Below are 18,694 nucleotides of genomic sequence, written 5' to 3' on the forward strand. Positions count from 1 at the left end.
CGACGATGAAGGGCTGCGAGATGGTCTGACCGTATCCGATCGGCAGCGGCCGATCCCGATAGGCCGCACCGCGCAGCTCCTCGGGCACAAACAGGTGGCGCGGCACCTTCGCCATCGTCGCCAGCACCGCCGGATCGATGCCCTGGCCCTCGACCGCTGAGGGCGCTGAGCGGGCGTGCGATTTGATCGTCTCGATCATCGCTGCACGTTCGCCGGCGCGATCCTGAGCGGGCGCGGATGTCGAAACCACGGCGGCAGCGCTCGCCAGAACCGCGGCCAGTAACGCTTGGCACTGGGCTAGAGGACGCATGATCTCTCTCCCGGCTATCACGCAAGAGTATAGGGCGGCGGTGGCAATTTTGAACAAAGCTCGACCGGCTTTGCTGAGCAGGGTTGGGGAGGGTGCATCAAGGGCAGAAAACGGCCCGATGCGGACCATGGCATTCTGACGTGCAACGTCTCGCTCGGGCCAGAGCGGTCGTCGGCGTTCGTCTTGGATGCGCCAGAAGCGTTATCCCAAAACGGCCGTGTCCGCCCTCGACCCCTTGGTCATTCGCGGAGAACACCGGAATTTCCGGTGCCGGCCCAAACGAAACATCGTGCCTTCGCATCCAGCGAATGGGATGACGAGTATGGAAAGCGATGCACTGTTCGCATCGCTTCGTTCATGGTTCTCGTCATCCCCGCTCAAATCAGCCTGCGTTGCTCGGCACCGGCGTGTTGAGAAGCTGCTGCTCCCAAAGATACGCGATGCCGCTGCCGCCGAAGTGCTGGATGAGAATCTCGGTCAGCTCCTCGACATGCTCGGTGCGCGCCCAATCGCGTTGCCATTCGCCCGCCAGCGCCATCACGGTCATCACGTTCGCACCGGCCGCGATCATTCGCTGGATGGCAACTTCGTGAGACTCCTTCGAAATCCCGCCCGACGCGTCGGTGATCACGGTCACGTCCCAGCCTTCGCCGGCAGCCTGGATGGCAGGCATTGCGACGCAGACCTCGGTCCACAGGCCGGCGATGATCAGCTGCTTGCGGCCGGTCGCCTTGATGACGTTCACCACATTCTCGTCCTGCCAGGTGTTCACCCAGGTGCGATCGATGACTTCCTGGCCAGGGAACACGTCGGTGATCTGCTTAAAGAGAAGTCCACCGCGCGCCGCGATCACGCTGGTGAGAATGGTCGGAACATTGAAGGCTTTTGCCAGCTTCGCCAGCGCGGTCGTGTTGTTGACCACCATATGCGGATCATGGCTGTTCAGGTTCGCCAGCTGGTAAGGCTGATGATCGATCAGAACGAGGACGGAGTCTTCGGGGCGGAGTAGTGAGTCAAGGCCGTTACGAAAGGTCATGTATAAATCCTCTGCTGACGTTTTTTGCGTGAGATCGGTTTACCGGCAGACATGCGCTGACAGCGGCGCGCCGCCTGCGAAACGAACACTGTCATTCCCGGTTGTGATACGGTAGCCTTGCTTTGTGCCAAGCTGTGTCGCGAAACCAGGAACGCCAACGTGGACATCGAGGAACTGCGGACATTCGTGGAAGTGGCTGATGCCGGGGGTGTTTCGCCCGCCGCGCGGCGGCTCGGCGTCTCCAAGTCAATGGTCAGTCGGCGGCTCGTCCGGCTTGAAGCGGAACTTGGCGTCCAGCTACTTGCACGAACGACCCGCGGTGCGGCACTCACAGAAGCCGGGATCACATTTCGGGACCATGCAGCAAGAGTCTGTGCCGAGATCGACATAGCCAGGGAAACGATCCTGCCCGCCGGTGACCTTTGCGGCCGCTTGAGAATTGCCGTGCCGCTTTCCTTTGGCCCGACCCACTTCGCTCCCGTGCTCGCGGACATGGCGCGACGTCACCCCCAGCTCCACATCCATACGTCCTACAGCGACCGTTTCGTTGATCTCGTCGCGGAAGGCTTTGATTGCGCCATCCGGGTTGGCTATCTGCAGGACTCCAACATGATCGCAAAACGCGTCGGTCCGCTTTACGGAAGGCTGGTCGCAAGCCCGGAGTATATCAGCAGGCATGGCTCTCCCGAGACGCCGGAGGCGCTCGTCACCCACCAGGCGCTGATGCAAGGAACGGAAGCCTGGCAATTCATGGATGGCGACGAGATCATTACGGTTCATCCACGGGGACGCTTCAAGGCCGACAACGCACTGGCTCTCGCCGCCGCCGCATTGGCGGGGGTTGGCATAGCTTGGATTCCCGACGGCGTAACCCATGAATATGTGGCGTCCGGCGCGCTGGTTCCGGTCATGACACGCTATCCCCCGCCTCCGGCAGGCATATATGTCATCCGCCCGCCGGGGCAGCATCCCGCAAGGAAGATACGTGTCCTTACCGAAATGCTGATCGAGTGTTTCGAACAAGCTCCGGCACCCGTCGCGAGCCGGGAGAAGTAGCTCCAGGTGCTCCCCATCTCTCGTGTGGAGATCGCCTCTTGAGGAAGCGGGCCGGAACGCCGAAACATAAGGGACGGAGTCAGCTCGAAGCCGCTGGCAAGCCGCAGGAGGCGTCGACAAACATCTTGCCGACCAGATCCGCAACGAGCGCGCAATGTGCGAACCGGAGCCTGCTCCGGAAAGGAGGAACTTATGACGGAGAATATCGCTGAGAAGTCCTGCACGCCCTGCCGCGGCGGCGTACCACCGCTGACCAGGGACGAAGCCGCCGGCTATCTTTCGCAGACACCAGGCTGGGACCTCCTGGACGACGGGCACCAGATTCGCCGCAAGTTCAAGTTCGACGATTTCAAACAGGCGCTGGCCTTCGTCGACGAGGTCGGCCGGCTGGCGGAGGACGAGGGGCACCACCCCGACATCCGCTTCGGCTGGGGCTATGCGGAGGTCTCGCTGTGGACCCACAAGATCAAGGGCCTGCACGAGAACGATTTCATTATGGCGGCCAAGATAAACCAGTTGCCGAGCGCGTCCTGAATTTCAGGTGAGGCGGGCTTGCGAATGTCGGCCTCGCCAGCGCGCCGAACTACGGCGACCTTTGAAATGCTGGATGATTTCGTCCTTCGATCGATTCCGACTCAAGGAACCGCGCGAGCAGTGACATGGCACGGGACCTTACGCGAAGGTTCATCACGGTCTAAGCTTGGGCGTCAGGGTTTGATTGGAACCCCCATTCAAGGAGGAACTGATGGCCAAGCTTCTCGTGCTTTACAGAATGCCCAAGGACACAGCGGCGTTCGACCGATACTATCGCTCCACGCACATTCCCTTGGCGCGGAAGCTGCCTGGTCTCAGAAAGTACGAAATCAGCAATGGCGCGATCTCGACCCCGGCCAGCGCGGCCGATCTCCATCTTGTCGCTACACTTCATTTCGATTCGATAGCCGACATCCAGCGCGCGTTCGCGTCACCGGAGGGTCAGGCCACGGCCGGAGATTTGGCGAATTTCGCAGACGGCGGTGTGGATCTTTATTTCTTTGATAGCGAAGAGGTTTGATTCATTTGCACGGAAAGCCGGGGCACCGAGAAGATCCGCGAGCCAGTAACGGTGGCGGGGTCGGTTTTCGGTTAGTCGCCGACGAGGAAGGCGCGGCTGACTATGTTATAGTGCATGTTTCCTTAAATCGTCGCCATTTAAGGATACATGCAGCAATTCAAAGTGCTACGGCGCCCGTTGCGCGTCTGATAGGACACGCGGCGCTCCTGCATGTTTCCTTAAATCGTCGCCGATTTAAGGATAAAAACATGCAGCAATTCAAAGTGCTACAGCGTCCTTTGCGCGTCTGATAGGACGCGCGGCGCTGTAGTTGCGCAGCCGCTTCGATGGAGGCGTCCATGGTAAGCTTTCCAAATGAAACTCCTGAATATCGCGCCGCTCGCGAAAGGCTGCTGCAGCGCGAGGTGGCCCTCCGGCGTGAAATGGAGGCCGTGGCCGCGGAGATCCGTGCGCTCCCGCCGGGTGGGGCCGTTCCCGAGGACTACGAGTTCGACCACATTGGGGCCGACGGTGTTCCTGCCAAGATACGACTGTCGGAGCTGTTCCGGCCCGGTACGAACACCTTGATTCTCTACCACTATATGTTCCCGCGCCATCGCAGTGACGACCGGCGCGGTCCGAGCAATGGCCCGATGGCAGATCTTCCCCCTGAAGAGGGACCGTGCCCGTCCTGCACTGCATTGCTCGACAACTGGGAAGGGGCGGTCCCGCACGTCGAGGGGCTCGGAGCCAACATTGCGGCCGTGGCGAAAGCGCCGATCGAGCAGGTTGCGGCCTTCGCCGCGCATCGTGGCTGGCGCAATTTGAAGCTGCTCTCAGCCGCCAACAACAGCTTCAAACGCGATTACCATGGCGAGGACGACGACGGACAGCAGGTGCCGATCCTGACAGTGTTCCACAAAGGCTCGGACGGAGTGGTGAGGCTGAGCTGGGCCTCCGAGCTGTTGTTCTTGCCGCCGGAGCCGGGACAGGATCCGCGCCATGTCGGCACGGTCGAGCCGATGTGGACCCTCCTGGATCTCACGCCCGGTGGGCGGCCGAACGCCTACGAGCAAATCGAGCAGCAGTACTACTGAACGCTGCGTCGACGGGTTCTTGTCCGACCCCAGCGGTGCCGGTTGATCTCATCACGCCGGTAACCGCCCGCACGCCGTCAAGCAGCATTCATCGCGGCCCGGCCAGTGTGGGCGGCGCGACCGGGGCCGCCCTCACGCGACCGACCGTCGTCACTACCGGACCAAGCCTCGCTTATCGCTTGTCCGTGTCCTGGTTGCGCATCGCCGCCTCTCCGGCGTCCGACACCTCGACCCATTTCTTGTCGGGCGCGGCATCCGCGACGTAGCTGTCGTGCCAGTTCCACCACTTGTAGGTCGGCGTCTGGGGATAGCCCTCGGGCGAATCCTCCCAGACCTCCTGCCGGCCGAGCGGGGTGATGTCGAGGTAGTTCCAGGTGCTCCCCATCTGCTCGTCGCCGCGGTTGTTGATGAAGTAGGTGCGGAAGATGCGGTCGCCGTCGCGGTAGAACACGTTGGTGCCGTGCCATTCGTCCACGCCGAAATCGGCATCGAAGCTGTCGGTGATGGTGAACCACGGAATGTCCCAGCCCATCCGCGCCTTCAGCTGCTCGATTTCCGCCTGGGGCGCACGCGAGACGAAGACGAGGGTGGTGTCGCGGGCGTTGAGATGGGCGAGGTGGGCGACCTGGTCGGCCACCATGGAGCAGCCCCGGCAGGCGTGTTCCGGCCAGCCGAATACGCCCGGCTCGTAGAAGGCGCGGTAGACGATCAGCTGGTGCCGGCCTTCGAACAGGTCGGCAAGGCTCACCTTGCCGTTGGGGCCTTCGAACATGTAGTCCTTCGTCACCGCCATCCACGGCATCCGCCGGCGCTCGGCGGCGAGCGCGTCGCGAGCGCGGGTCAGCGCCTTTTCCTTCACGAGCATCTGCTGGCGGGCGGCCTCCCACGCCTCGGGCGATACGACCGGCGGGGTGTGCATGGTGCTTGATGTCGTCATGGCTTTGGAACCTCCAGATTTGCGCGAGCGGCCGCGCCTCGTGGCCGAGGCGCAACTCCATTCGCTGTTCATCGCTCGCTGGACAGTCTGGCAGCGGAAAACGGATCGTGCGAGTAACAAGTGTGTCGGTATTCCGACGAAGCCGCTGATTGCCGCCGCAGCGCGTGCGCTCGATGCGGGTGATCCGCGCCGCGCCGGCACGGCCGCTTACGGAACGCGATCCGAAACCGGCCCGTGGAACAAAGCTGGCCGCTGCAGATTTTTATGTTCATGAAGAACATGGTTTTTTTACCAGCATTTTTGGCAGCATCACTGGCATCGGGCGCTTGTGGCGCCGCCGGTGCCGAGGAGCTTCGGCCCGAAGCCGTCAACAAGGCTTCGCTCGCCTCCATCCCGTCGGAACGGCCGCCCAAGACCCCGCCTCGGCCGGAGCCCGCCATCGTTCGTCTGCAGGTTCTTCTCGACCGCGCGGGGGCATCTCCGGGCGTGATCGACGGCTATTACGGCGAGAATGTCACCAAGGCGATTGCCGGTTTCGAGGCGTTGCACGATCTCCCCGTCGATGGAAAGCTGGACCCCGAGTTCCTCGGCCGGCTTTCGGGCGACAAGCCCGTCATCGAGCCCCCCGTCATCGAGCCCTATGTCATCTCCGAAGAGGATGCCAGGGACCTCGTCGAACGCATTCCCGAAGACTATTCCGAACAGGCCGAGATGAAGCACCTCGGATATACGAGCGTCGCGGAAAGACTGTCCGAGCGGTTTCACATGGACATCGACCTCTTGAAGGCGCTCAATCCGGGCTCGGCATTTGCCGTCGGTGACACGGTGTCGGTCGCGATGCCCGGCGGCGCGAAGGAGGGCAAGGCCAAGCGGATAGAGGCGCGCAGGCGAGGGGGGCAGGTGCTGGCCTTCGCCGAAGACGGCTCGCCGCTTGCGGTCTATCCCGCCACGATCGGCAGCGACGAGACGCCATCGCCGTCAGGCACGCACAAGGTGAAAGGCGTCGCGCGAATGCCGCCCTACGTCTACAATCCCAAGGTGAACTTCAAGCAGGGTGACAACAGCGAGATTCTGACGCTGCCCAAGGGCCCCAACGGCCCGGTGGGAACCGTCTGGATCGATCTGACGAAGCCGACCTACGGGATCCACGGCACGCCGGAGCCGTCACACATCGACAAGTTCGGCTCGCACGGATGCGTGCGCCTGACGAACTGGGACGCGGAGGAACTGGCGGCGATGGTCAAGCCGGGGGTCATCGTCGAGTTCACGGATTAGATCATTCGGCCGCCGAATACTCCGCGCTATTTTTGCCGCGCCACGACAAAACCCTCCCTCATTCCTGTGCTTGTCACAGGAATCCAGCCACGGCGCGTCGGCGCGGTGAATGACTCGCTGGAGACGCGGCGGAGGAGATGCCGGTGGTGCCTCCAGCGGGCCATGCGAGGTCGCTGGCATCATCGATACGGCGGATTCTCCCGCGCCGCCGACGCGACGCTGCTGGATTCCTGTGACAAGCACAGGAATGAGGGGGCGTGGGTTGAACGCCAATGGCCACAAGCAACTGCCCGAATGCTCCGCACTATTTTTGCCGCGCCACGACAACACCCTCCCCATTTCTACGACAAGCACAGGAATGAGGGGAGCGTGGTTGACCGCCAATGGCCACAAGCAGCCGCCCGAATACTCCGTGCTATTTTTTGCCGCGCCGCGACAACACCCTCCCTCATTCCTGTGCTCGTCACAGGAATCCAGCCACGGCGCGTCGGCGCCGTGAATGACTCGCTGGTCCTCGAGAACATCCGAAAGGAGGTCGCCTTGCGAATTCGTCGTCCTGAGGACCAGCAGCACTTCATCGAGGGTTTGCGCGAGGCGGGTGTAACGATTCCGGAAGATTGAGTTTGATGCGGGGATACCCCCGGTCAAGTGCTCACGTCGGGCGCCGTATCCATGGATTTTATGCCTAGCCGTAACGGCGGCTGCCGTGCACCTCTTTGCCTACGATTTCCCTTATAATGGTCAGGGTTTCCCTCGCGGCTTCCTTCGGCGGCAGAGCCGTATCGGCAACGTTGCTCACCAGCTTTGTGATATCGTGATCGATACTCTTCTCGGACCAACGCTTGCCTTTAGCGATGGTGATGTAGACTGAATACGCGTGGTGCATCGTTCCGGGCCGTTCACCGATGATATGGAGAATTCCCCTGAAAGTGCTGGGATCCGCGTTTTCGAACAGCAATTCGCCGATGCGGTAGCCGGCACGCACCCTGCCGCTGGTGACCACTATGTTCTTATCGCTCATGGGGACACCCGCTTCGGCAAGCAACCTTCGCATCTCCTCGAGGTAGGGTGCAAGATGGCCGTCGTCCATAATTGCTTTGGCGTTCAGCCCGTCTGAGATCACAATCTGGCCCTTCGGCAAGTCGTCTCCCCAAGAGTCTCTTATTCTTGCGACTTCCCGAATTCCTTCCGGACTGAGCAATTCACCTGTATTCGGGTGGGCTATGTAATCGTTGCGGTCCTTGGACAAAGTGCGGACCGGCACGACATCGGGTATGACAGAAATAAACTCGGGAGTAAGTTCGGCCCAAAGAGACTGCTTCGCGTCGTCGTACAGACCCTTGACCTTAGCTGCGAGCGATGGATTGAGATCCCATAAATTGGCCCCATGGCCGGTCGCGAGGTCGACGCCCCTTTCTTCAACTTCCCGCATCTTCTGGCCACCCTCGACGTAGATCGCGTCTTTGGACCGTTCATCCCCCTTTGCGAGGCGGTATTGGTAGTATACCCAAAGAGGATCTCCGTAATTCGCGGTGTAACCGTTGTCTTCGCCAACTATCCCGATGCGCTTGTAGAAATCCCACATCGCATCATTGACCTTGAAGCCAAACTTGTCCCGCACTCGCACGTGATCCTGGAACGACGTGGTGAGATAGCTCAGCATCGGGTCGTTCTTGGTGGGCAGAGCAATCAGGTAGGCGGGGTTGGCCGGCATGATCTGATCCTGGCACCAATCCAAGTCTTCAAGGCTGACTGTCATGTGCAGCGTGGTGCAGATATCCAACCCGATTGTCAGCCCATGGAGCTTGCCCATGACCATATCTTCGAGGCAGCACCTGACCAGTTGTTCCCGGCTCTTGAAAACCTCCGGCCCAATAAAGCCGGCAACATCGTTGACATGAAGCCATGCGCCCTTGGGCTGCACCTTCGCGAGCTCGATGCCGACCGCCCTGCTGAAGCCGTACTTCCGCGACTCGAGCACCATCATGTCGACACCGTTGGCCGCGCCGTTGGTGAATTCGGAGCCTTGGCCCGTTTCGAAGTAAAGGCCATATCTCTCCCCCTCCTTCGCGCGTGCGTACCTCAGGATTTTCTCGTTCGTAATGTCGAAAATTTTGTTGCAGTCATCTGTCCCAGCGAGGCTCTGGAACATCGTGGAAACCGTTCCCGGAAAACCATCACTCACTTCGGATTGGACATCGATGTGTGCGAGCACGCACCACGGGATCACTTCCCCAAGCTCGAAAGCATCGACGATGTCCTTGAGCGCACGTTCAACCGCGACGACGCTATTTACAGTACTGTCCACCGGGTTCGTACCTATGACAATGTCGCCGGTCGCGTACGAGAATGCATCGAAGACCTGCCAGGCGATGTCGTCGGGATGGTCCGTGGGAGAATTCGGCTGAATTCGGGCCCCCATGTATCCCTTTGAACCCATCTTGGTGCCTGGCATCACATTGAAGATTTTCCGACTTAGGGAGATCAGCTCGTCATTGCTCATCAGTTTCGGGACCAGGCCGATTGTGTCGCTGGTCAGGCCACCCATAACGCCTTTAATCCTTTCTTCTGTTTCGGTGATGAGGAATTCCTTCAACTGGCCCATTGTCCAGTCTTTGACCTGTTCATACTGAGCTTGGTCCGTGGTCTGCCAAATCAGTTTCTGGAGGTCGTCCTCAAACAGCGGGCGCTGGTAGAGATCCTTGATCTTGGTATTTACAAGAAGAGCGCGAGCGTTTCTTCGATTTGCTTCATCCGCGGCTCCCACTCCAATTGCTTGATCTCCCTCCTTGAACTCATTCGCAGCGCCGATGACCTGCTGATAAGCAGCTTGATCGAAACCACCTTTTGTCCTGCCGATGTAAGCAAAGACATCCTCGCCGTGTTTCACATCATCGATCACGATGGTGCGTCCGCCAGTAGCGCTTTTGGCAATGTGGCTGTAGCTTGCGAGCGTGGCGGTGGCTCCCGCCATTACCAGGAGATCTCTTCTGGTAAGCCCGTCACGCCGATGAGAGAACAAGCGCTTGCTCATGGCCAATTCCTTTCTGTAGGAGGTTCAGCGCAATGGGCAATTTGTCGAACGGGCTTACCGCCGCGTGTCGATAGCCCCGCAAATCCATGTCGTGCGTGCCACCGGAGTTTCAGTTGCTTCATAGCCATCCACCCGTGAACCCGGCGCGCCTCAGTCCGACCACCAGCGGCTCGCAACGACGCATGATGTTCCACAAGAGGCCGGTCCTGTAATTTTCAATCATCAGCACGACGGGGCCTTGGTCGATCCCGAAGTGGAATGGACTGACCCACCATCCGGCCTCGCTGTTTTCCGCGGCATAGGTCTGGTTGAAAGACGGTTTGAACCCGTAAAGCCGCGTCATGCCGAGATCCATACGCGCAAAGTTGCGCACCGTCGGGATCACGATTTCTGGCGCAAATGGCAGTGAAGCGACGACCACCCACGGGGATACGGTTCCGTCATCCGGCCCGTATGGCGCACCGCGGGCGATGTAGTCGAAGAACTCCCTGTCGACTCCGTCTATGTGTCGTCTGGTCCAACCGGGGCCGTCGCTGGCCGTGAACCCCCAGCAGTATTCGCCATAGCCAACAAAGTTCAGTGGATTGCGGATGGCGTATTCCTGCTGGACAAAAGCCGCGTGCCGGCTGTTCTGGAAGTAGTCGCTGTTGTGCTCGCGCATGAATGCGTCACGGATGCTGCGAAAGTCGATCCACATGTGCGAAAGCTGGTGCGTGAAAAGCGGTCCCGAATAGAGCAGTTCGCGGCCGTAGAGGTTCCGCCACTCGTAGCTCTCGGTATACGCAGTATAAGATTCCGTCGGCAAAGGATGGGTCGGCGAACCGAGGCCAAGGATGTACAGGAGCAGGCCTTCGTCGTAGCCGCGCCATCGATGGGGAATGAACCGGTTTTCCGGCCGCCAGCCGTGGGTGAGCGTCAAGCCATGGTCGCAGGCCCAGTTCCAGTCCGCCCGTTCGTAAAGAGCGTTTGCCAGGCGGCGGATTTCGGCCTCTTCCTCCGCATCCTCGTCAAAAAAGGCGGCGACTGTCAGCGCTCCCGCGAAGAGGAATGCCGAGTCGATCGTCGACAATTCGCACTCCCACACCCGTCTGCCAGTTTCGATGTCAAGGAAGTGATAGAAGAAACCTTTGTAACCGGACGCGCTCGGATCAGGTCCCTGAGGGCACTCCAGGAGAAACTTTAGCCGTCGGCGCGCTATCTTCGCGGCGAACTTGCGAATGATGATGCCCCGCTCCACGAGCACGGGGATGGTGGCAAGTGCCATGCCGATCGCGGCGATGCTCGCGGGAGCGTCGACTTGCGTCTTGTCGCGAACGAGCCCGTTGTCCGGGTTGGTGCAATGCAGGTAATACAGCAGCGTCGTGAACTGAAGTCGAGCGAGATCCTGATCGGTCGGCATTCGGCTCAGCGCGGGATCGGTCGACAGCAATTCTGACATGACTACGCAACCGCCAGCTGGACGTCGTGATCTCGTCCGTCGTCCACAAGTGGAACGCTCCGCTCGGCGAGGGTCTCGCCGTCCACCATCAGCGAGCGCCGCGTGCCTCCAGGTTGGCCATCCCTGCTCACCTTAATGCGATAGGTGGCGGCTCCATATCGGAAGTGGACTTCATACACCGGCCATTCTCTCGGTATGCACGGCTCGATAAAAAGGTTCTCACCTCGCCTCCGAATGCCGAGGATAGCTTCCAGGCCAACGCGGTACAGCCAGCCGGCCGATCCCGTATACCAGGTCCAGCCGCCACGGCCGGTATGTGGAAATGCTCCATAAACGTCCGCGCTGACAACATATGGCTCGACCATGTACCGCTCCGTGTCTGGGGGCGTCAGGGCATGGTTGACGGGATTGAGCATGCTCCAGAGCTGAAACGCCCGATCGCCATCGCCCAACAATGCGGTTGCCCAGACGACCCAGGCGGCCGCATGGGTATACTGGCCGCCATTCTCTCGAATCCCGGGCACATAGCCCTTGATATAACCCGGTTGCAGAGGCCCCTTGTCGAAGGGTGGATCGAATAGCTGGATCAGCCTGTCTTCGGGACGAACGAGCCGCTCCCAAACCGCCCGCATTGCCTTGGAAGCGCGGTTGGCATCAGCAGCACCGGAAATCACCGCCCACGCCTGCGGGATGGCGTCGATCTGGCACTCATCATTGATGCGGGAGCCGAGGGGAGAGCCATCGTCGAAATATGCACGGCGATACCACGAGCCGTCCCAACCGTGTGCCTCCAATGACGCGCGCAACGCCTCCGTGCGCTCGCGGCACCAGACTGCCCGTTCTTCGTCACCCATTGCCGATGCGATCGTGGCAAAAGAGCTGAGCACAGTGAGGAAGAACCAACCGTTCCACACGCTCTCGCCTTTGCCCTCCGCACCTACCCGATTCATGCCGTCGTTCCAGTCGCCCGTTCCCATGAGCGGAAGCCCGTGGCAACCGAGACGAAGGCCCCGGTCCAGTGCACGGCAGCAGTGGTCATAGACGGTCCCGCTTTCCTGACTGACCCGCGGAACGCCGAAGCTTTCCTCCTGATCTTCATTGAGGAGCGGCGAGGTGATGAAAGGAACGCGCTCACTTAGAAGCCCATAGTCTCCCGTGGTCGATACGTAGTGCTGGACGACGTATGGCAGGAAGTAGAGATCATCGGTCATGCGGGTTCGCACTCCGACGCCCGAAGGAGGATGCCACCAGTGTTGAACGTCCCCCTCCGTGAACTGACGCTCAGCGGCGCGAAGGACGTGGGCCCGCGCCTCATCGGGCGCGCAATGCACCAGGGCGGCAACATCCTGGAGTTGGTCACGAAATCCGTATGCGCCGCCGGACTGGTAGAAGCCCGTTCGCGCCCAGATGCGGCAAGACAACACCTGATATAGCAACCAGCGGTTCATCATGAGATCAAAGGCCGTGTCTGGCGTGCGAACTGTAACCGCGCTCAGCCTCCGGTCCCAGTGGCGAGAGGCTACCTCCTCAGAGTGTCGGGCATTTCCTGGCTCGGCATATTCGCGCACGAGCCGGTGAACTTCGTCACGACTGGCAGCTTGGCCAAGCACAAACACCAGTTCGACGGTTCCGGCGGCAGGAATTGAAATTTCGACCATGAGCGCAGCGCAGGGATCGGCCAGAGTGCCGACCCTCCCGAAGAGAGCCGAGCCGTCCAAACCCACCGGCTGAAAAATTGAACCGTTTCGGCCGAGAAACTCACGCCGATCGCAGGTGAACGACCGCGGCGGCACGCTTGAGGCAACGAATGCCAGTTTCCCAGAGAAGGCATTTTCCCAGACGTTGCGCGCAATGACCGCACCGACGTCGCTGTCGAATTCACACTCGACGCTTGAGGACGCGTTCTCGCGCAACGTGCCAAGAACCCATTCGAGGAAATAGGTGGCGGTAAGGACGCGCGCTTCTGTTCCCTCGTTGCGGATAGCAAGGCGAACGATCTTCATCGGGTCGGAGGCTGGGACGTGAACCGTCAATTGGTGGTGCAGAAACCCGTGAGCGCCCTCGTAGCGGCTGTAGCCCTGCCCATGCCTGACCGCGATTGCAAAAGATTGGCCAAGTGGCAAGGCCGTCGGCGTCCAGAGCTCTCCGGTTTCTTCATCGTGCAGGTAGATGACCTCACTCGGAGAATCTGAAACCGGATCGTTCGCCCAGGGCGTAAGCCTGTTCAATTGGCTGTTGCCCGCCCAGGTATAGCCAAGCCCGCTTTCGCTGGTCAGGCAGCCAAACTCGCGATTGGCTATGACGTTGCACCATGGCATTGGCGTCTCGGCATCGCCGTCGGTGGCGATCACATACTCGCGCCCGTCTTGAGTGAATCCCCCTCGGCCATTCCAGAAAAGCAGGTCAGCCCCTACACCCCCGCGCTGCCTCTCGCGAGCGCCTCGAAGATGTGTCTTCGTTTGTTTTGGATCCGCGCGTGTCGTGGTCGACCTCGCCCCGAGCTGATCACCAAGATATCCTCGACTGCTATAAAGGACGACGCGCGCCGCAGCGGCGATTGCATCTGCTGAGCCGTTCGCAAGAGTGGCCGTGAACAAGACATGAATGCCTCCGGCCTTGCCGAGTATCCCTTTCACTTGGACCTTCGCCTTGTTGCTCAACTGCATGTCATCGTTAGCTTCGCCGGCGTGCAGAAGAACAACATCGAAAGGAAGGCCGCGACGGGTGATGAATGCGTGGGCGTCGATGACATCCTCAATGAGATGCTTCTCGTCCGTGTTATCAACGCGCAGTAGCAAGATAGGGAGATCTCCGGAAATCCCCACCGACCACAGGCTCTCCGTGTTCAGCCGTTCTTCGGCGACAGTGCCGCCATCGCGAAAGCGGGGATCAGAAAACGCCAAGCTTCCGGCGAGCCGGTTGTAGATGGCGACCTTGTTCGGAGAAAGATTCGAGGATGCAAGTTCCTGGACATAGCTTCCCATCGTCTCCGAAAACGCCCTGCCGGCCGCGTCGATGTTCGCAAATCGCTTTGCAATGGCTTCGGCCTGCTCTTCGATGTCAGCCGCGCCCGTCACGAATGCAACCCGCGCCGTTCCAGAGGGTTTTAGACGCACTCTTCTGCGTAAGCTGAAGACGGGATCGAGCACTGGACCCGCCGTGGCTGACAGGCGGCTTCCAGGTTCGAGTGCGCGGGGGTTCGATGGCGTCCGTCCTCGGCCGAGGAACCTGCAGCGATCGGTGTCGTACTCGACCGAAGGGTAGTCGTTTTCGCTTGAGGCCGAAACGTGCACCGCCCAGATCGGTTTTTCCGAGCCGCTACGTGGTCTACGCCGGGCAAACAGTGCGGCGGATTCAGCGTCAAACCAGGTTTCGATGAAAAGCTTGGCAAAGGCCGGATGCGCGCTGTCGGCGCGTCGTCCATTCAGGCAGATTTCAGAACAGCTCGTCAGCTCAAGTTCTTTCGCCGTGGTTCCCCTGTTGAATAGCCGGAGCAAACGCACTTCGGCATCGCAATCCGTTGCGACGCAAACCTCCCACCAGATGTCGATGTCCCCGGCCGAACAGCGAAACTCGGCGCGGTCACCGCGAAAGCCGTGCTCGTAAACGGCATCCGCCCGATAGATCGGTTGCCGGCCGATCGTCCAGACCTTTCCGTCCTCAAGATCTCGGATGTAGCAGAACTGGCCCCAGCAATCGCGCGTGCCATCTTCCCGCCAACGCGTCACATCGAGGCCGCGCCAAGATCCGTAGCCGGAACCAGCCTCCGTAACGAGTACGCTGTATCGACCGTTCGAAAGCAGGGCGGTGTCGGGGGGCACGCCTACAGGATGCGCAGCACTGACGTCTTCAATTTTGTCAATGGACTGGACCATCAGACTGATCCCTCAATCGATGCGGATGCGCTCCTTCGCCAGCTAGGTGTTGTCACCTTCCGTGGAAGTCGTTCCCCTCACCTGCTCCGCGCTCTTGATGCCCCATGTCCATCCGCTGATCGATGGCATGTCGTCGCCATGTTTCTCGATATATTCTCGATGCTCGATCAGCTTTGCCTGAATTGCCTGCTTGAAGTAGGCCGCGCGTGCACCGAGCTGCGGCAGCCGATCAATGACATCACTGACAAGATGGAAGCGATCGAGCTCGTTCAGGACAACCATATCGAATGGCGTGGTCGTCGTGCCTTCTTCCTTGTAGCCGCGCACGTGAAGGTTTCGATGGTTCGTCCTGCGATACGTCAATCGATGGATCAGCCAGGGATAGCCATGGAAGGCGAAGATGATCGGCTTGTCCCTCGTGAAGAAGCCATCGAAATCCCGGTCCGAGAGACCGTGGGGGTGCTCCTCCACCGGCTGCAGTTTCATCAGGTTGACGACATTGATGACCCGAACCTTCACCTCCGGAAGGTGCTCGCGCAGCAACTGGACCGCCGCCAATGTTTCGAGCGTCGGAACGTCGCCACAGCAGGCCATGACCACATCGGGCTCGCCGTCCCTGTCGTTGCTCGCCCAATCCCATATGCTGAGGCCCATGCTGCAATGCCGTACCGCCTGTTCCATGGTCAGCCATTGCGGTCCGGGCTGCTTGCCGGCCACGACGACGTTGATGTAGTTGCGGCTGCGCAGACAGTGGTCAGTCACGGAAAGAAGCGTGTTGGCGTCCGGCGGCAGATAGACGCGGATAACGTCGGCCTTCTTGTTGACGACGTGGTCGATGAAGCCGGGGTCCTGATGGCTGAACCCATTGTGATCCTGCCGCCAGACATGGGAACTGAGGAAATAGTTCAGTGAGGCGACCGGTCTGCGCCAGGGTATTTCGTTGCATACTTTCAGCCACTTGGCATGCTGGTTGAACATCGAATCTATGATGTGGATGAAGGCTTCGTAGCAGGAGAAGAATCCATGCCGGCCGGTGAGCAGGTAGCCCTCGAGCCAACCTTGGCACTGATGTTCGCTGAGGACTTCCATGACGCGGCCATCCGGTGAGAGGTGGTCGTCTTCCGGTCGGATCTCGGCCATGTAGCAGCGATCTGTGACCTCGAGCACGTCCTGCCAGCGGTTCGAGTTGTTTTCGTCCGGGCTGAACAGGCGGAAATTCCGGCTGTCCATGTTAAGCTTCATCACGTCCCTCAGGAACTTGCCCATGACACGGGCGGCTTCGACCGTCGTCGCTCCGGGGCGCGGCACCTCCACCGCATAGTCCCTGAAAGCCGGCATCTTGAGGTCGCGCAACAGCAGCCCGCCATTGGCATGCGGGTTGTCGCTCATCCGGCGACGCCCGGTCGGCGCCAGTGCGGCCAGTTCGGGTCTGAGGCGGCCTTCATCGTTGAAAAGCTCCTCGGGACGGTAGCTTTTCATCCACTGCTCGAGGATGTGAATGTGCTCGGGCCTGTCCATTTCGCCCATCGGCACCTGGTGCGATCGCCAGTAGTCTTCGCATTTCTTGCCGTCGATCTCCTGCGGGCAGGTCCAGCCCTTTGGCGTGCGGAAGACGATCATCGGCCAGGCCGGGCGTTTGAGATTGCCTCTGGTGCGGGCACCCTCCCAGATCTCGCGAATTTCGGTGACGGCCGTGTCGAGCACGCCGGCCAGTTGCTGATGAACGCTCTCCGGCTCGTCCCCTTCCACGAAAAAGGGTTTGTAGCCCATGCCCTCGAAGAACTTCCTGAGCTCCTCGTGAGGGATTCGGGCGAGGAAGCACGGATTGGCGATCTTGTACCCGTTAAGATGTAGGATCGGCAGGACACAGCCGTCACGAGCCGGATTCAGGAACTTGTTGCTTTGCCAACCGGTCGCGAGAGGCCCCGTCTCGGCCTCGCCGTCGCCAACGACGCAGGCAACGATGAGATCGGGGTTGTCGAACGCAGCGCCATAGGCATGGCTCAGCGCGTATCCGAGCTCGCCACCCTCATGGATACTACCGGGAGTTTCAGGGGCTACATGGCTCGGAATGCCGCCGGGAAAGCTGAACTGCTTGAAAAGCCGCTGCATCCCTTCGGTGTTCTGGCCGATGTTGGGGTAGAATTCGCTGTACGTCCCCTCCAGATAAGCATGAGCCACCAACGACGGCCCGCCGTGTCCCGGACCGATGATGTAGATCATATTGAGGTCGTCGCGCTTGATGATCCGGTTGAGGTGGACGTAAAGCATGTTCAGGCCCGGCGACGTCCCCCAGTGGCCGAGCAGGCGTGGCTTTATGTGGTCCCGTTTCAATGGCTCTTTGAGCAGGGGATTGTCGAGCAGGTAGATCTGGCCGACCGAAAGGTAGTTCGAGGCCCGCCAGTAGCCGTCCATCAGGCGGAGTTCCTCTGAGGACAGCGACGCCGCTGCAGGTGACTTGCCTGATGTTGTCTCGTTCATCGCTGCCTTCTCAAGCGAAGCCATCTGAACCTCCCGATCATAATGACATTCCTGAATCTTTCCGGCTTGCTGTGATGCAAGCTATTGCAGTCGCATGACTATGCGGCCGTCGATCTTGCCCGCTTCCATGCGGTGGAAGATGTCGTTGATGCTCTCGAGGCTCTCCCAGGAGAAATGAGGCTTTACCTTGCCTTCCGCCGCGAACATGAGCGATTCCTCAAGGTCCTGGCGGGTGCCGACGATCGATCCGCGCACGGTTATGCGCTTGAGGACGGTCTCGAAGACCGGCAGGGACATCATTCCGGGGGGAAGGCCGACAAGGGCCATCGTGCCTTTCGACCGCATGAATCCGAAGGCCTGCTCCATCGCAGCGGGAGAAACAGCAGTCACAAGTACGCCGTGAACGCCGCCGTTCGTGGCCTTCTTTACCTGCTCCACGGCATCGTCTGCCCTGCCGTTTATCGCGATGTCGGCGCCAAGTTGCTTGGCCAGCGCTAGCTTGTCTTCGAATATGTCGGCGGCCACGACGTGCATTCCCATTGCCTTCGCATACTGCACCGCCATATGGCCCAGACCGCCGACGCCCGAGATCGCCACCCATTCACCGGGACGGACTTCCGTTTCCTTCAGCCCCTTGTAGACGGTCACTCCCGCGCAGAGAACCGGAGCGGCGGCTCCGAATTCCAATCCATCGGGAAGCTTGCCGACGAACTCGGGATCGGCCAGTCCAAATTCCGCGAAGGTGCCGTTCACCGAGTATCCGGTGTTCGATTGCGACGCGCACAGCGTTTCCCATCCGGTCCGGCAATAAGGACAATAGCCGCATGCGGTGTGGAGCCACGGCACTCCAATCCTGTCACCTTCCTTCACTCTCTTCACGCCGGTTCCTACGGCTGAGACGAAGCCCACTCCCTCATGCCCAGGAATAAAAGGTGGCGTCGGCTTTACCGGCCAATCGCCATTCGCCGCATGCAGATCGGTATGGCACACGCCCGTCGCTTCATATTTCACGAGTATCTGGCCCGCCCCAGGAGTTGGAACCTCCATCTCCTCGATGGTAAGCGGAGCGCGGAACTGTCGAACGACAGCCGCCTTCATCATCTGTGCCATTTTTCATTCCCC

15 protein-coding genes are annotated in these 18,694 nt (G+C 60.2%); 7 read left to right on the forward strand and 8 right to left on the reverse strand.

The genetic code is table 11. From position 1 onward, the window contains the following. On the reverse strand, positions 1-310 hold a 310-nt coding region (locus tag ILFOPFJJ_RS26795; protein WP_376741455.1), incomplete at its 3' end, for a protein-L-isoaspartate O-methyltransferase family protein. A 382-nt stretch (positions 311-692) separates the two neighbouring features. Continuing rightward, positions 693-1,346 (reverse strand): hydrolase, encoded by a 654-nt coding sequence (locus tag ILFOPFJJ_RS26800; RefSeq protein WP_173513610.1) that lies wholly within the window; start codon positions 1,344-1,346, stop codon positions 693-695. Positions 1,347-1,505: 159 nt separating this feature from the next. On the opposite strand from ILFOPFJJ_RS26800, the gene ILFOPFJJ_RS26805 reads away from it, so the two are divergent. From ILFOPFJJ_RS26805 to ILFOPFJJ_RS26820, 4 genes are all read left to right on the forward strand, one after another. Beyond that, complete coding sequence (locus ILFOPFJJ_RS26805; RefSeq protein ID WP_173513611.1) at positions 1,506-2,402, forward strand: LysR family transcriptional regulator; 897 nt, start codon at positions 1,506-1,508, stop codon at positions 2,400-2,402. 192 nt (positions 2,403-2,594) lie between these two features. Further along, positions 2,595-2,936, forward strand: coding sequence for a 4a-hydroxytetrahydrobiopterin dehydratase (locus ILFOPFJJ_RS26810; protein ID WP_173513612.1), 342 nt, complete (start codon positions 2,595-2,597; stop codon positions 2,934-2,936). A 211-nt stretch (positions 2,937-3,147) separates the two neighbouring features. Next, positions 3,148-3,456, forward strand: coding sequence for an EthD family reductase (locus tag ILFOPFJJ_RS26815; RefSeq protein WP_173513613.1), 309 nt, complete (start codon positions 3,148-3,150; stop codon positions 3,454-3,456). Positions 3,457-3,794: 338 nt separating this feature from the next. Next, on the forward strand, positions 3,795-4,532 hold the full coding sequence (locus tag ILFOPFJJ_RS26820) for a DUF899 family protein (protein WP_246299805.1): 738 nt from the start codon (positions 3,795-3,797) through the stop codon (positions 4,530-4,532). 172 nt (positions 4,533-4,704) lie between these two features. On the opposite strand, the gene ILFOPFJJ_RS26825 is transcribed toward ILFOPFJJ_RS26820, so the two are convergent. Further along, the gene (locus ILFOPFJJ_RS26825; RefSeq protein WP_210267592.1) at positions 4,705-5,469 is read right to left on the reverse strand and encodes a DUF899 domain-containing protein; all 765 of its coding nucleotides are present in this window, start codon (positions 5,467-5,469) and stop codon (positions 4,705-4,707) included. Between ILFOPFJJ_RS26825 and ILFOPFJJ_RS26830 the strand changes: the two genes are divergently transcribed. From ILFOPFJJ_RS26830 to ILFOPFJJ_RS26840, 3 genes are all read left to right on the forward strand, one after another. After that, positions 5,450-5,743, forward strand: a complete 294-nt coding sequence (locus ILFOPFJJ_RS26830) for a hypothetical protein (protein WP_173513615.1) — start codon at positions 5,450-5,452, stop codon at positions 5,741-5,743. The two genes, ILFOPFJJ_RS26825 and ILFOPFJJ_RS26830, sit on opposite strands and share 20 nt — an antisense overlap. Further along, entirely contained in the window at positions 5,734-6,744 is a 1,011-nt protein-coding gene (locus ILFOPFJJ_RS26835) for a L,D-transpeptidase family protein (protein ID WP_173513616.1), read from the forward strand. Before ILFOPFJJ_RS26830 ends, ILFOPFJJ_RS26835 begins: the two co-directional genes overlap by 10 nt. 369 nt (positions 6,745-7,113) lie before the next feature. Then, positions 7,114-7,365 carry a hypothetical protein gene (locus ILFOPFJJ_RS26840; protein ID WP_173513609.1) on the forward strand — a complete coding sequence of 84 codons (252 nt, stop codon included), beginning with the start codon at positions 7,114-7,116 and terminating at the stop codon, positions 7,363-7,365. A gap of 64 nt (positions 7,366-7,429) precedes the next feature. On the opposite strand, the gene ILFOPFJJ_RS26845 is transcribed toward ILFOPFJJ_RS26840, so the two are convergent. The 5 genes from ILFOPFJJ_RS26845 to adhP form a co-directional block, all read right to left on the reverse strand. Then, a complete protein-coding gene (locus ILFOPFJJ_RS26845; RefSeq protein ID WP_173513617.1) occupies positions 7,430-9,778 on the reverse strand; it encodes an ethanolamine ammonia-lyase in 2,349 nt (782 codons plus the stop codon). Between the two features lie 118 nt (positions 9,779-9,896). Then, complete coding sequence (locus ILFOPFJJ_RS26850; RefSeq protein ID WP_173513618.1) at positions 9,897-11,216, reverse strand: glucoamylase family protein; 1,320 nt, start codon at positions 11,214-11,216, stop codon at positions 9,897-9,899. 2 nt (positions 11,217-11,218) lie between these two features. After that, the gene (locus ILFOPFJJ_RS26855; protein WP_173513619.1) at positions 11,219-15,091 is read right to left on the reverse strand and encodes a GH36-type glycosyl hydrolase domain-containing protein; all 3,873 of its coding nucleotides are present in this window, start codon (positions 15,089-15,091) and stop codon (positions 11,219-11,221) included. Between the two features lie 42 nt (positions 15,092-15,133). Beyond that, positions 15,134-17,596 (reverse strand): phosphoketolase family protein, encoded by a 2,463-nt coding sequence (locus ILFOPFJJ_RS26860; RefSeq protein WP_173513620.1) that lies wholly within the window; start codon positions 17,594-17,596, stop codon positions 15,134-15,136. A gap of 57 nt (positions 17,597-17,653) precedes the next feature. Continuing rightward, entirely contained in the window at positions 17,654-18,682 is a 1,029-nt protein-coding gene (gene adhP / locus ILFOPFJJ_RS26865) for an alcohol dehydrogenase AdhP (RefSeq protein ID WP_173513621.1), read from the reverse strand. Positions 18,683-18,694 lie beyond the last annotated feature (12 nt).

This window comes from Sinorhizobium psoraleae (genome assembly GCF_013283645.1).
Lineage (GTDB): Bacteria > Pseudomonadota > Alphaproteobacteria > Rhizobiales > Rhizobiaceae > Sinorhizobium > Sinorhizobium psoraleae.